Below are 12825 nucleotides of genomic sequence, written 5' to 3' on the forward strand. Positions count from 1 at the left end.
AATCCCATTATGGGGTGGTGCTCAAGTTCGCAGGTATGTGCGCATCCGCGAAGCGGTTTAATAGCCTGCGGCGCGGCGGCGTTGTGCTTTGGGAGATTCTACAATCTTGGGATTGTTAAGGGTCGAGACCCTTAACCCGCCGGAGGCACCCTAACTTTCAACTCGGAAAACTCAGTCGCGCATCGCCAGCTTGGTGCCGTCCAGACGGTCGGCCTTGTTAGCATAGATGAAGCCATAGGTGGGCGAGGAGCGCATGCCCAGCTTGCCGGTGGGGGCGTAGAACACGCGCACTTCTGACCAGTCGCCGTTGGCCGAGACGTCTTCGGCCATGGCGCTGCGTTCGATCATGCCGGGGCGCGACCAGTTGGCGTGGTTAAGCAGAACGTGGCGTTCGTCGATCACCTTGGAAACCATGGCGACATGGCCTGCGCGCATCGAGTGGGTGGCGCGGAAGGCAAGGACAGCCCCAGCCTTGGGTGCAGTGCCGCGATCATAGCGGCCCTCGGCCTGATCCCACCAGCCAGCGGCGCGGCCCGAAAGGGCGATGCCGGAAACCTCGCGGGCGTAGGGAGCGCATTGCAGCACTTGTGCTGAGGCCGGAACCGAGATGAAAGCGGCGAAAATCAGGGCGATAGCGGCGCGGATCAGCTTTGCGTTGAAAAAGGAAACCCGGACCACTGAAAACCCCTTAGCGCTTATCGGCACCGCTTGTTGGCGTCGATGGCCAAGGTGTAGCCAGCCGATGGCAATTAGGGAATGTCCGGAGGTCGCGCTCTATCGTGGCTTAACAACGGTTCATCGGCTTTCGCACCCGCAGCATGGGGATAAGCGGTGAGCGGATGCATTCCCGCTCACCCCATGATCCCCCGATCAGAGCGGATTCCCGTCCTTGTCGCGATAGACTTCGCGGCGGCCCACGTGGTTGGCCGGGCCGACGAGGCCGTCATTTTCCATCCGCTCGATCCATTTGGCGGCGGTGTTGTATCCCACGCCCATCTGGCGCTGCAGCCAGCTCGTGCTGGCCTTCTGGCTCTCGAACACGATGTGGCAGGCCTGCCGATATTTGCGTTCTTCGGGATTGTCGCTGGCGGTGGCGTCCAGATCGTCGAAGCCGAAGCTGCCCTCTTCGGGTTCCTCGGTGACCGAATCGACGTAATTGGGTTTGCCCTGCGCGCGCCAGTGGTCGGCCACATGCTCGACCTCCTCGTCCGAGACGAAAGGTCCGTGGACGCGGACAATCGGGCCGGAGGAGGGCTTGAACAGCATGTCGCCCTTGCCCAGCAATTGCTCGGCCCCCTGTTCGCCAAGGATCGTGCGGCTGTCGATGCGGCTGGTCACGGCAAAGGAAATGCGCGTGGGCAGGTTGGCCTTGATGACGCCGGTGATGACGTCGACCGACGGGCGCTGCGTTGCCATGATCAGGTGGATGCCCGCCGCGCGCGATTTCTGCGCCAGACGCTGGATCAGCACTTCGATCTCCTTGCCCACCGTTACCATCAGGTCGGCCAGCTCGTCGACGATCACCACGATCAGCGGCAGTACCTCGTAATCAAGCTGCTTGTCCTCATACAGCTCCTCGCCGGTTTCGGGGTCGAAGCCGACCGAGATCCGCCGCCCCAAGGGCTTGCCCTTGGCCGCGTTGCTGCGCACCTTTTCGTTGAAATTGACGATGTTGCGCACGTTGATTTCGCTCATCTGGCGATAGCGGCGCTCCATTTCCTCCACCGCCCATTTCAGCGCGCGCACCGCCTTGGCAGGCTCGGTCACAACCGGGGACAGCAGATGCGGAATGTCCTCATAGGACTTCAGTTCTAGCACCTTGGGATCGACCAAGATCATCCGGCATTGCGCGGGCGTCAGGCGATAGAGCAAGGACAGCAGGATACAGTTGAGCCCCACCGACTTGCCCGACCCGGTCGTGCCCGCCACCAGCAGGTGAGGCATGGTGGCAAGATCGGCGATGATCGGCTCGCCCGCAATGTCCTTGCCCAGAATCATCGGCAGCAGGCCCTTGGCCCCGACGAATTTCTCAGACGCGATCAGCTCCTTGAAGCTGACCATCTGGCGGTCGGCATTGGGCAGTTCGATGGCCATGACGGTGCGCCCCGGCACCGGCGAAACGCGGGCCGAAATCGCGCTCATGTTGCGGGCGATATCATCGGCCAGACCCACCACGCGCGCCGCCTTGATGCCCGCGGCCGGTTCCAGTTCATACATGGTGACGACCGGCCCGGTGCGCACGCCCGTGATCTCGCCCTTGACGTTGAAATCGTCGAGCACGGTTTCGAGCAGCTTGGCGTTGCGCTCCAGCGCCAGCTTGTCGACCTTGGGCGCCGAATTGGGCGGCGGATCGGCCAGAATGTCGAGACCGGGCAATTCGCAGGTGCCGAACAGATCGCCCTGCTTGGCCAGACTGCCCATTTCGGCGGGCTTGGCCTTGGTGGCCGGGTCGCTGATCTGGGGCGCTTTGCGCGGGCCTGCCGATGGTTCGTCGGGGGTAAAGGGCAGGTCTTCGGCTTCCGTCTCGGCCTCGGTCGTCGCGGGTCTGGGCTGGCGCTTTTCGCGGCGGGCGGGGGCAGGGGCCTCCTCGCCCTCGGCATGTCTGCGCCGGAAATGCAGCGGCATGGTCAGCACCCAGCCCCAATCGATGGCGAAAACCCGCGTAATCGCAGCGATCCCGCCGACAAAGGCCAGCACGCCCAGCACGCCCGCCGCCCAGCCCTGCGCCACCTCCGGCAGCCATCCGGCCACCGCGCGAATCGCCGCCGCGCCCAGCAGCCCCATGATCCCGCCCGGCGAGGCAGGCAGATTGCCCGGATGCTCGCCAAAACCCAGCGAGAGCGCGCTGGCGAGCAGCCCCATGCCCAGCACCAGCACGGCGGTGGGCCGCAGCCAATATTGCTGGTGCAGCGGCACGGCCTCATCTTCGCCCTCTTCCTCCGCTTCGGCGACCAGCCAGAGCTGGCGGGCAAAGATCAGCAGCAGCGGCACCGCCAGCCCCGCCATCGGCCCGAACATCAACAGCGCCCCATCGGCCACAAAGGCCCCCGGCCTACCCAGCCAGTTGAGCACCGCCCCGCCCGAGGCCGTCGAGGCCGAAGGGTCGGTCTGATGATAGGTGAGCAAGGCCACCGCCAGCAGCACCGCGCCCAGCCCCAACAGGCCCGCGCCCAGCAATTCGGCGCTGCGCAGCACGCTGCGCCGCAGGATCAGGCGCCATGATGCGCCGCTGTGCTTGATGGGCCGTGTGGCCATGGGATGTTCATCTCGACAAAAGGAGGGAAATTGCCGGTATAATGCGCCTTTGGGGGAGTCCGCGTCAAGAATCGCCGCGTCAATGCGTGGGGGAAAGCCCGTCGATCGCGGCCCAGCGCGGCCATTTCAGCGCGCCCGCCCGCGCCCGGTTCATCCCGCCAAGGGCGATCACCGGCACAAGGCTGCGCGCGGCCAGCAGGCGGAAACGCACCGCGCCCAGCACCCGCCCGCCCGGATGGCTGCGCGTGGGAAACACCGGCGAGAGCAGCACGCCCGCCGCGCCCCGCGCCATCCTTAATTCGCGCAGATTATGCGCCGTGGCCAAAGCCTGTCCCGCGCCATAGGCCCCATCCGCCCCCCAGCGCCGCGCCATCGCCGCATCGCCTGCCAGCACCACCGCCATCCCGCGCGCCCGCGCGATCCGGACCAACGCGCGAAACCTTGCGCGCCTCTCGGCCTCTGGCAAATGATAGTGGCGATAGATCAGCCCGCTGCCCCGCGGCATCCGGCGCAGCGCGTGCTCAAGCACGGCATCATTGCGCGCGTCCGAAATCAGCCAGAGTTTGGGCAGGGACAAAAGGGAAAGGGGCTGGCGCGGGGGCATCATCGCGCTATAGCACCGCGCCATGATGGAACCAGATTCTTCGCTTGGGCAAGTGCGCGAAAAAATCGCCGCCGCCGCCCGCATCGCCCGCCGCAAGGACAGCGACATCACGCTGATCGCCATTTCCAAGACCAAGCCGGTCGAGGAGATCGAGCCGCTGATCGCGCAGGGCCAGCGCGTGTTTGGCGAAAACCGGGTGCAGGAAGCGCAGGCCAAATGGCCCGAACTGAAAGCCCGCTATCCCGATATCGAATTGCATCTGGTGGGCCAGTTGCAATCGAATAAGGCCGAGGATGCGGTCGCGCTGTTCGACGCGATCCATTCGGTTGACCGCCCCAGTCTGGTGACGGCGCTGGCCAAGGCGATGGACAAGCTTGGCCGCCGCATTCCCTGCTTCATTCAGGTCAACATTGGCGCCGAGGAGCAGAAGGGCGGCTGCGCGGTGGCCGATCTTCCCGCACTTTTGACGCAGGTGCGCGAGGCGGGCCTGCCGCTGGCCGGACTGATGTGCGTGCCGCCCGCCGATATTGAGGCGGCGCCCTTCTTTGCTCTGCTGGCCAAGCTGGCGGCGGATAATGGCCTTTCCGGCCTGTCGATGGGGATGAGCGGCGATTTTGAAACCGCGATTACGCTGGGCGCGACGCATATTCGCGTCGGCTCGGCCCTGTTCGGCGCGCGCGTTTAACCGATGCGCGGGCTGATCGTTACCGGCACCGATACGGGCATCGGCAAGACCGTGCTGGCCGCCGGATTGGTGGGCCGCCTTGGGGCGCGGTACTGGAAGCCCGTGCAATCGGGGCTGAAGGAGGAGACCGACAGCGAATGCATCGCCCGGCTCGTCCCCGGCGCAACGATCCATCCCGAAGCCTATCGCCTGATCACCCCCGCCAGCCCGCATTGGGCCGCCGCGATTGATGGGGTGACGATTGATCCGGCCCGCCTGACCCTGCCCGAGGGCGATGGGCCGCTGGTGGTGGAAGGCGCGGGCGGGGCGCTGGTGCCTTTGTCCGACACGCGCCTTTATGCTGATCAGTTTGCCGAATGGGGGCTTCCTGTCGTGGTGGCCGCGCGCACTGGTCTGGGGACGATCAACCATACGTTGCTGACGGTGGAGGCGCTGCGGGCGCGGGGCTGCGCGATTGCCGGGCTGGCCTTTATCGGTGACGCTGGGCCTGCCGAGGAGGAATCGATGCGTTTCCTCTGTGCTCATACCGGCCTGCGCCGTTTGGGTCATCTGCCGCGCCTTGCCTCGGTGACACCCGAAACGCTGGCGGCCGCCATGGCGGAGTTTGACCTGTGACGCGCTCGCCCATCTGGCATCCGTTCACCCAGCATGGCCTTGGCGAACCCATTCCCCTGATCGCGCGGGCCGAGGGGGCGAGCCTCTATACCGCCGAGGGCGACCGCATCGTCGATGCGATTTCCAGCTGGTGGGTGACGACGCATGGCCATGCCTATCCGCCCATCGCCCGCGCGATTGCCGAGCAGGCGGGCAAGCTGGATCAGTTGATCTTTGCTGGATGGACGCATCAGCCCGCGCAGGATCTGGCCGAGGGTCTGGTGGGCATCACCAGCCTGCCCTACGCGTTCTTCTCCGATTCCGGCTCCACCTGCGTCGAGGTCGCGCTGAAAATGGCGCTGGGTCATTGGCGCCATCTGGGGCAGGGGCAGCGCCAGCGCATCGCCGTGATGCAGCATTCCTATCACGGCGACACGATCGGCGCGATGAGCATCGGCGAGCGCGGCGTTTACAATGCCGCCTATGAGCCTTTGCTCTTCGCCGTCGATACCGTGCCCTTCCCCCATGCCGGGGCCGAGCAGGCGACCTATGACGCGCTGGAACGCTTTTGCGCGGGCGACGATGCGGCAGGTTTTATCGTCGAGCCTCTGGTGCTGGGCGCGGGGGGGATGCTGTTCTATCCGCCCGCCGTTCTGGCCGAGATGGCGCGGATTTGCGCGGCCCATGGCGTGCTCTTCATCGCGGACGAGGTGATGACCGGATGGGGCCGGACGGGCACGATGCTGGCCTGTGAACAGGCGGGGGTGAGGCCCGATATCCTGTGCCTTGCCAAGGGGATCACCGGGGGGGCGCTGCCTCTGGCGGTGACGATGGCGTCCGAGGCGATTTACGAATCGCATTACGCGCCCGACCGCTCAAAGACCTTTTTCCACTCCAGTTCCTATACCGCCAATGCGATTGCCTGCGCGGCGGCGGTGGCCAACCTTGGCGTGTGGCGCGACGAGCCGGTGCAGCAGCGCATCGACACGCTGGCCGCGCGACAGACGGCGGGGGCGGCGATGCTGGCGAATGTGGCGGGGGTGGAGAATATCCGCCAATGCGGCACGATCCTCGCGCTGGATTACCGCGTGCCGCAGGGGGGCTATCTCTCAGGCCTGCAACCGCGCCTGCTGGCGTTTTTCCGCGAGCGGGGGCTGCTGATCCGGCCCTTGGGCAACACCGCCTATCTGATGCCGCCCTATTCCATCACGCCGGAAGACCTCACCCGCTGCCACCATGCGCTGGCTGAGGCGGTTGATCTTCTAGCGTAGCATTTCGGCGCGGCGCAGATCCTTGGGCCGCCCAAAGGAGAGCAGGATCGCGCGCATTTCCTCGCGAGACGGCGTGTAAAGCACCGTATCGCCCAGATGATGCGCGATTCGGCTGGTCGGGGCCACGTCCTGCCATTGCCCATCGTGATTCAGGGCAAAACCCGCCATGAATTCCACCGGCAATTCGGGCGCATCCCACCGGGCATAGATGCCCGAGCGGAACCGGCTGTCCACCCCGCCCGGCGCGGCGTTCAGCCCCAGCGCGGGCAGAACGCGCTCCGCATCGCCTTCGGACAGCAGGATATCAAGATCGGCCACCGTGACCGAACCCGCGCTGAGCAGCGCGACCGCGCCGCTGCCGATGATCCACCAGGGATCGCGCGCATCGGCCATCGCGCCCGCCACGGCGCGCAAGCTACGTTCCAGTGGCGGGGCGAGGGGATGCATCAGGCTTTACTCCGCGTCGCTGCCGTCTTCCTCAACGGCGCGATAGAGTTCGAGTTCATTGCCGCGCAGCGTCACGACATGGAGCAGGTTGGTCGCCCCCGGCGTGCCGAAGGGAACGCCCGCCAGCGCAACCAACTTGGACCCGGCCACGCCGAAACCGTGGCGCAGCGCCATGCGCTTGCCCTTGGCGATCATTTCCTCGAACGAACCGATGTCGCGCGTGTGGACCGCATGGGCGCCCCACAGCAGCGCGGAGCGGCGCGCGGTGTTCTGGCTGGGCGTCAGCACCAGCATCGGCACCGAGGGACGCTCGCGCGCCACGCGGCGCGAGGTCGATCCCGAACCGGTGAACACGATGAGGCCCGTCAGCGTGACGGTATCGGCAATCGCGGCGCAGGCCTTGGCCAGAGCGTCGGCGGTGGTCTGGTCGGGGTTGATCTCGGCCAGATGGACGCGCTGGCGATAGTAGGAATCGTTTTCGACCTGCGTGGCGATGCGGTGCATGATCGTCACCGCTTCTTCCGGCCACTGACCCGCCGCCGTTTCGGCCGAGAGCATCACCGCATCGGCGCCGTCATAGACCGCATTGGCCACGTCCGAGACTTCGGCGCGGGTGGGCGCGGGGCTCTCGATCATCGATTCGAGCATCTGCGTCGCCACGATCACCGGCTTGCCGCTGCGGCGCGTCAGTTCGACAATCCGCTTCTGGATCGGCGGCACTTCTTCGGGCAGCAGTTCGACGCCAAGGTCGCCGCGCGCCACCATGATGCCGTCCGACAGTTCGATGATGCCTTCGAGCGTTTCAAGCGCGGCGGGCTTTTCGATCTTGGCGATCAATGCGCCATGGCCACCCATCAATCGGCGGCATTCGGCCACGTCCTCGGGACGCTGAACAAACGACAGGCCGATGAAATCCGCGCCATGCTCGATCGCAAAGGCCAGATCGCGGCGGTCCTTCTCGGTCAGCGCCGGAACCGGCACCACCGCGTCGGGAATGTTCACGCCCTTGCGGTCGGAGATCACCCCGCCCACTTCGGCGCTGCACAGGATTTCGTTTTCATCGGCGCGGATCACGCGAAGGCGCAGTTTGCCGTCGTCGATCAGCAGGCGCTGGCCCTTTTGCAGGATGCCGAACAGTTCCGGGTGCGGCAGGCACACGCGGTTCTCATCGCCCGGCTCGGGATTGCGGTCGAAGGTGAAATGGCCCGAATGGCGGATCACCGCCCGGCCATCCTTGAACGCGCCCACGCGCAGTTTCGGCCCCTGAAGGTCGGCCAGGATGGCGATGGGCTTGCGCAGCTTGGCCTCGACCGCGCGCACATTGGCGATGGTTTTGGTATGCACCGAATGATCGGCATGGCTCATGTTGACGCGGAAAGCATCCGCCCCCGCACGCACCAGCTTCTCGATCATCTCCGGATCACTGCTGGCCGGGCCGAGCGTTGCAAGAATCTTGACCTTGCGGCCGCGCGGATTGAGTTTCGTCACACCGATTTCTCCCTTTGGGACGGGCATCAGCCTATGGCAAAGGCTGGTTGCAAACCCAAGAACAACTCACTCCGGATGGACCCATGAATATGAATGCACAACAAACGATTCCCGATCCGCTCGATGAACTCGACGATGCACATGCCGCCGCCGCCTTTCGCTGGCTGGTCCGCCACCTGCGCCATCGCCATGATGCGCAGAACATCGACCTGATGGGCCTCTCCGGTTTTTGCCGCAATTGTCTTGCGGACTGGATCGTAGCGGCGGGTGCCCCGCTCGACAAGGGCGCGGCGCGCGAGGTGATCCACGGCATGCCCGCCGATGAATGGAAAAGCCGCTATCAGACCGAGGCGACGCCGGAGCAGATGGCGCGTATGAAGGAAAGTCTGGCCAAGAACGCACCCGGCCACTGACAGGGCGCTGATCGCAACGCTGGGGATTACTCGCCCCCTGTATTCCCCTTGAGGCCGCGTCCCGCTATCTGGCCGGGCAAACCGATTCTCAACTTTGACCAATTTCGGAGATTTTACCCATGGCTGAAATGGCAGCTGACGAACGCCTGCGCCTGCTGATCGAGCGTATCGAGCGTCTGGAAGAAGAAAAGAAGGGCATCAGCGACGACATCAAGGATGTCTATAACGAGGGCAAGGCCACCGGCTATGACCCCAAGGCGATGAAGCAGGTGGTCCGCATCCGCAAGATGAAGCCGGACGACCGCAAGGAGCAGGAAGCGATCCTGGAGGTTTACCTCAACGCTCTGGGCATCGACTGATCGATCCGGGTAAAGGAGGGGGGGCGGATTTCCGCCCTCCCGCCCTTGCCCCTGCCTTGCCCAAAGGCCGCATCTCGGCTATCGGCGCTGCCAACTCCACACATAGCGATATGAAGTGATCCATGGCAGGCCATTCCAAATTCAAGAACATCATGCACCGCAAGGGCGCTCAGGATAAGAAGCGTTCGGCGCAGTTCTCCAAGCTTTCGCGCGAAATCACCGTGGCGGCCAAGATGGGTATGCCCGATCCGGACATGAACCCGCGCCTGCGCGCCGCCGTCAACGCGGCCAAGGCCCAGTCGATGCCCAAGGACAATATCCAGCGCGCCATCGACAAGGCGAGCAAGGGCGATGCTGAAAACTATGAAGAAGTGCGCTATGAGGGCTATGGCCCGGGCGGCGTGGCGATCATCGTCGAGGCGCTGACCGACAACCGCAACCGCACCGCCACCAACGTGCGCACCGCCTTTGCCAAGAACGGCGGCAACCTTGGCGCCAGCGGCGCGGTGTCGCATGGCTTTGACCGCCTCGGCCTGATCGAATATCCCGCCAGCGTGGGCGATGAGGACAAGGTGCTGGAAGCGGCGATCGAGGCCGGCGCCGAAGACGTCGAATCGGATATGGGCGATGGGGACGAAAACCCCGGCAGCCACTCGATCTGGGTTGCGGTCGATTCGCTCCACCCCGTCGCGCGCGAACTGGAAAAGGTTCTGGGCGAGGCCGAGGGCGTGAAGCTGGCCTGGCGCCCGCAGATCAAGGCGACGGTTGATGCCGATGCCGCCGCCACGCTCTTGAAGCTGATCGACGTGCTCGAAGATGACGATGACGTCCAGACCGTCTGGGGCAATTACGAAATCCCCGACGAGATCATGGCCACGCTGGGCTGATCCGGTTTTCCGCGATCCCATAAGGGGCGGGGGGATGATCCTCCCGCCCTTTTGCTTTATAGGGCCTGCATGATAATTTTAGGCATCGACCCGGGCCTCGTCTGCACCGGATGGGGCATTGTCGCCAAATCGGGCAGCCGCATCAGCCATGTCGCCAATGGCCAGATCCGCACCGACAAGGAAGGTTCGATGGCCTCGCGCCTGCTCGAACTGGACACGACCATCGCGCGCGTGATCGAGATCTACAGGCCTGACTTTGGCGTGGTCGAGGAAATCTTCGTCAACGTGAACCCGCAATCCACGCTCAAACTTGGGCAGGCGAGGGGGGCGGCTTTGCTGTCCTTGGCCCGCGCGGGGCTGCCGGTGTCGGAATACCCTTCCAAGGTGGTGAAAAAGGCGCTGGTCGGCACGGGCGGCGCGGCCAAGGAACAGGTGCAGCATATGCTCAAAGTGCTGCTGCCGGGGGTTAAATTGGCGGGGGCGGATGCGGCGGACGCGCTGGCCGTGGCGATTACCCATGCGCATCATGTGGGGAGTCATATTTGATCTGTTGGGGGTTTTTGCCTCCGGCGGGTTAAGGGCGGGGGCCCTTAACAATCCCGGTATTGTCTATGTTGCGCTATGGCGGCGGCGTTGGTGGATGGGCGCGCGGGTTGATTTTAAAGCCTGCGGCGCTTCTGGCGTTGTGCTCGCCGCGCCACAGGCTTTAAAAACATCGGCCCCATCCGCACCGAAGCCAACCTCGCGCCACCCCATAACGGGATTGCAAAGGGCCCCGCCCTTTGCCCGCCGGAGGCAAACCTTCCCCTCCCTGTCAAAAAATGTTCCCAAATCGTTCTCCCCCGGCTAGGGTGCGCGCATGATTGCGAAACTCACCGGCATATTGGACGACTTCGGCCCTGACTGGGCGGTGATTGACGTCAATGGCGTTGGCTATCTGGTGTTCTGCTCGGGGCGGACGCTGACGGCGCTGGGCATTCGGGGCGATGCCTGCACGGTCTATACCGAGATGCAGGTGAGCGAGACGGATATGCGCCTGATCGGTTTCACCAGCGCCGGGGAGCGGGCTTGGTTCAAGCTGCTGACGGTGGTGCAGGGTGTGGGCTCAAAGGTCGCGCTGGCGATCCTGTCGGCGCTGACGGTTGAGGAATTGCAGCGCGCCTGCGCGGGCGGAGATGCCGCGATGGTCGCGCGGGCCAATGGTGTGGGGCCGAAACTGGCCGCGCGCATCGTCAATGAATTGAAGGACAAGGCGGGGGCATTGCCAACGGGCCCGGCGGGCGCGGCGGTTTCGGCCGGTGTCGCGATGCCGGAGGGCAATGTCGCGGGCGATGTCGTCTCGGCTTTGCAGAACCTTGGCTTCAAACCGAACATCGCCGCCAGCGCCACTGATGCCGCCATCGCCGAACTGGGCGAGGAGGCGGGGGTTTCCGCGCTAATCCGCGTGGCGTTGAAGAAGGCAGCGGGATGAAGGCCGCGCTACGCTTTCTGGCCTATGGGATTTATGCGATGGTCGCAGGGGCTATCTTGCTGCGATGGTCGATGGATTTCTTGGCCGTTGGTGAACCGGAGTGCCATTTTACAGAGCAAGGTTGCCCTGTGAGAAGCATATGGGAGTTGCTCTACTCTTTCGCGAGTCATTTGAGTGTCCCGTTCATGCTGGTTGTTTTGTTCAAGCATTACCGACGTTTCTTGTACCAAGTCCTTGGCCACGCACTTTCTGAACGGCCCCATCCATGACCGATAACCCCCTCCTCTCCGCCCATCGCCAGATCGAGGATATGGACGCCGCGCTGCGTCCGAAATCGCTGGCCGAATTTGTGGGGCAGGCGGCCGCCAAGGACAACCTGCACGTCTTCATCGAATCGGCCAAATCGCGTGGCGAGGCGCTGGATCACACGCTGTTTTTCGGCCCGCCGGGGCTGGGCAAGACCACGCTGGCGCAGATCATCGCGCGCGAGTTGGGCGTCAATTTCAAGGCCACCTCCGGCCCGGTGATCGCCAAGGCGGGCGATCTGGCCGCGCTGCTGACCAATCTTGAGCATGGCGATGTGCTGTTCATCGACGAAATCCACCGCCTCAATCCGGTGGTCGAGGAAGTGCTGTACCCCGCGATGGAGGACCGCGCGCTCGATCTGATGATCGGCGAAGGCCCTTCGGCGCGCTCGGTGCGGATCGACCTGCCGCCTTTCACACTGATCGGCGCGACCACGCGCGCGGGCCTGCTGCAAACGCCTCTGCGCGATCGTTTCGGCATTCCGGTGCGGCTGCAATTTTACAGTGTGGATGAGCTTGAACGGGTCATCTCGCGCGGGGCGGGCCTGCTGGGCATCGGCATTGCGGCCGAGGGCGCGCGCGAAATCGCCCGCCGTTCGCGCGGCACGCCGCGCGTGGCCGGGCGCCTGCTGCGCCGCGTGCGCGATTTCGCCCATGTTGCGGGCAGCGAGGTGATTACCCAGTCTATCGCCGACAATGCGCTGACCCGGCTCGAGGTCGACAATGCGGGGCTGGATGCCCAGGATCGCCGCTATCTGACGATGATCGCCGATATCTATAAGGGCGGGCCGGTGGGGGCCGACACGCTGGCGGCGGGCCTTTCCGAGCCGCGCGATACGATCGAGGAAGTGATCGAGCCTTACCTGATCCAGCTTGGCATGGTGGCGCGCACCGCGCGCGGGCGCTGCCTGAATGACCGTGGCTGGCAGCATTTGGGCCTGACCCCGCCCAGCGGACAGGGCGCGCAGGGCGGGCTGTTTGAAGCCGGCGAGGGGGAGTGAATCCCGATTCTTGTGCCATAGCAGGACACTTGTTGGTTAAGTCTT

At 64.6% G+C, this 12825-nt stretch carries 14 protein-coding genes; 9 read left to right on the forward strand and 5 right to left on the reverse strand.

Annotated features, from left to right (window positions below; genetic code table 11):
• Positions 1-171: 171 nt before the first annotated feature.
• The 3 genes from FHW92_RS11825 to FHW92_RS11835 all read right to left on the reverse strand — a co-directional run bounded on the left by FHW92_RS11825 (position 172) and on the right by FHW92_RS11835 (position 3883).
• Positions 172-645, reverse strand: coding sequence for a CHAP domain-containing protein (locus tag FHW92_RS11825; protein ID WP_168603594.1), 474 nt, complete (start codon positions 643-645; stop codon positions 172-174).
• Between the two features lie 225 nt (positions 646-870).
• A complete protein-coding gene (locus tag FHW92_RS11830) occupies positions 871-3255 on the reverse strand; it encodes a DNA translocase FtsK 4TM domain-containing protein (RefSeq protein ID WP_168603433.1) in 2385 nt (794 codons plus the stop codon).
• Positions 3256-3334: 79 nt separating this feature from the next.
• The gene (locus tag FHW92_RS11835) at positions 3335-3883 is read right to left on the reverse strand and encodes a thiamine phosphate synthase (protein WP_168603434.1); all 549 of its coding nucleotides are present in this window, start codon (positions 3881-3883) and stop codon (positions 3335-3337) included.
• Between FHW92_RS11835 and FHW92_RS11840 the strand changes: the two genes are divergently transcribed.
• From FHW92_RS11840 to FHW92_RS11850, 3 genes are read left to right on the forward strand one after another with little or no spacing between them, the layout of a single operon-like run.
• Positions 3882-4544: a YggS family pyridoxal phosphate-dependent enzyme gene (locus FHW92_RS11840; protein WP_168603435.1), complete on the forward strand. Its 663-nt coding sequence runs from the start codon at positions 3882-3884 to the stop codon at positions 4542-4544. The two genes, FHW92_RS11835 and FHW92_RS11840, sit on opposite strands and share 2 nt — an antisense overlap.
• A 3-nt stretch (positions 4545-4547) precedes the next feature.
• Positions 4548-5159: a dethiobiotin synthase gene (bioD, locus tag FHW92_RS11845; RefSeq protein ID WP_168603436.1), complete on the forward strand. Its 612-nt coding sequence runs from the start codon at positions 4548-4550 to the stop codon at positions 5157-5159.
• A complete protein-coding gene (locus FHW92_RS11850) occupies positions 5156-6409 on the forward strand; it encodes an adenosylmethionine--8-amino-7-oxononanoate transaminase (protein WP_168603437.1) in 1254 nt (417 codons plus the stop codon). The genes bioD and FHW92_RS11850 overlap by 4 nt, the downstream gene beginning before the upstream one ends.
• Here FHW92_RS11850 and FHW92_RS11855 read toward each other — a convergent pair.
• Together FHW92_RS11855 and pyk are read right to left on the reverse strand one after the other, a co-directional pair.
• On the reverse strand, positions 6401-6856 hold the full coding sequence (locus FHW92_RS11855) for a hypothetical protein (protein WP_168603438.1): 456 nt from the start codon (positions 6854-6856) through the stop codon (positions 6401-6403). The two genes, FHW92_RS11850 and FHW92_RS11855, sit on opposite strands and share 9 nt — an antisense overlap.
• A 6-nt stretch (positions 6857-6862) precedes the next feature.
• The gene (gene pyk, locus FHW92_RS11860; RefSeq protein WP_292688525.1) at positions 6863-8344 is read right to left on the reverse strand and encodes a pyruvate kinase; all 1482 of its coding nucleotides are present in this window, start codon (positions 8342-8344) and stop codon (positions 6863-6865) included.
• 83 nt (positions 8345-8427) lie between these two features.
• Between pyk and FHW92_RS11865 the strand changes: the two genes are divergently transcribed.
• The 6 genes from FHW92_RS11865 to ruvB all read left to right on the forward strand — a co-directional run bounded on the left by FHW92_RS11865 (position 8428) and on the right by ruvB (position 12780).
• Positions 8428-8757 carry a DUF1244 domain-containing protein gene (locus FHW92_RS11865; protein WP_168603440.1) on the forward strand — a complete coding sequence of 110 codons (330 nt, stop codon included), beginning with the start codon at positions 8428-8430 and terminating at the stop codon, positions 8755-8757.
• A 119-nt stretch (positions 8758-8876) separates the two neighbouring features.
• Positions 8877-9116, forward strand: coding sequence for a DUF2312 domain-containing protein (locus tag FHW92_RS11870; RefSeq protein ID WP_168603441.1), 240 nt, complete (start codon positions 8877-8879; stop codon positions 9114-9116).
• 122 nt (positions 9117-9238) lie between these two features.
• Positions 9239-10003 (forward strand): YebC/PmpR family DNA-binding transcriptional regulator, encoded by a 765-nt coding sequence (locus FHW92_RS11875; protein WP_168603442.1) that lies wholly within the window; start codon positions 9239-9241, stop codon positions 10001-10003.
• A 69-nt stretch (positions 10004-10072) separates the two neighbouring features.
• Positions 10073-10549, forward strand: a complete 477-nt coding sequence (gene ruvC, locus FHW92_RS11880; protein ID WP_168603443.1) for a crossover junction endodeoxyribonuclease RuvC — start codon at positions 10073-10075, stop codon at positions 10547-10549.
• A gap of 313 nt (positions 10550-10862) precedes the next feature.
• The gene (gene ruvA, locus FHW92_RS11885; RefSeq protein ID WP_168603444.1) at positions 10863-11474 is read left to right on the forward strand and encodes a Holliday junction branch migration protein RuvA; all 612 of its coding nucleotides are present in this window, start codon (positions 10863-10865) and stop codon (positions 11472-11474) included.
• Positions 11475-11739: 265 nt separating this feature from the next.
• The gene (gene ruvB, locus FHW92_RS11890; RefSeq protein ID WP_168603445.1) at positions 11740-12780 is read left to right on the forward strand and encodes a Holliday junction branch migration DNA helicase RuvB; all 1041 of its coding nucleotides are present in this window, start codon (positions 11740-11742) and stop codon (positions 12778-12780) included.
• Positions 12781-12825: the final 45 nt, after the last annotated feature.

This window comes from Novosphingobium sp. SG707 (assembly GCF_012275515.1).
Classification (GTDB): domain Bacteria; phylum Pseudomonadota; class Alphaproteobacteria; order Sphingomonadales; family Sphingomonadaceae; genus Novosphingobium.

Bases quoted from the DNA above. Each gene is read 5' to 3' on its own strand.
- FHW92_RS11830 (WP_168603433.1), bottom strand. From the start codon at position 3,255: ATGGCCACACGGCCCATCAAGCACAGCGGCGCATCATGGCGCCTGATC.
- FHW92_RS11840 (WP_168603435.1), top strand. From the start codon at position 3,882: ATGATGGAACCAGATTCTTCGCTTGGGCAAGTGCGCGAAAAAATCGCC.
- FHW92_RS11835 (WP_168603434.1), bottom strand. From the start codon at position 3,883: ATGGCGCGGTGCTATAGCGCGATGATGCCCCCGCGCCAGCCCCTTTCC.
- bioD (WP_168603436.1), top strand. From the start codon at position 4,548: ATGCGCGGGCTGATCGTTACCGGCACCGATACGGGCATCGGCAAGACC.
- FHW92_RS11855 (WP_168603438.1), bottom strand. From the start codon at position 6,856: ATGCATCCCCTCGCCCCGCCACTGGAACGTAGCTTGCGCGCCGTGGCG.
- FHW92_RS11865 (WP_168603440.1), top strand. From the start codon at position 8,428: ATGAATATGAATGCACAACAAACGATTCCCGATCCGCTCGATGAACTC.
- FHW92_RS11870 (WP_168603441.1), top strand. From the start codon at position 8,877: ATGGCTGAAATGGCAGCTGACGAACGCCTGCGCCTGCTGATCGAGCGT.
- FHW92_RS11875 (WP_168603442.1), top strand. From the start codon at position 9,239: ATGGCAGGCCATTCCAAATTCAAGAACATCATGCACCGCAAGGGCGCT.
- ruvC (WP_168603443.1), top strand. From the start codon at position 10,073: ATGATAATTTTAGGCATCGACCCGGGCCTCGTCTGCACCGGATGGGGC.
- ruvA (WP_168603444.1), top strand. From the start codon at position 10,863: ATGATTGCGAAACTCACCGGCATATTGGACGACTTCGGCCCTGACTGG.
- ruvB (WP_168603445.1), top strand. From the start codon at position 11,740: ATGACCGATAACCCCCTCCTCTCCGCCCATCGCCAGATCGAGGATATG.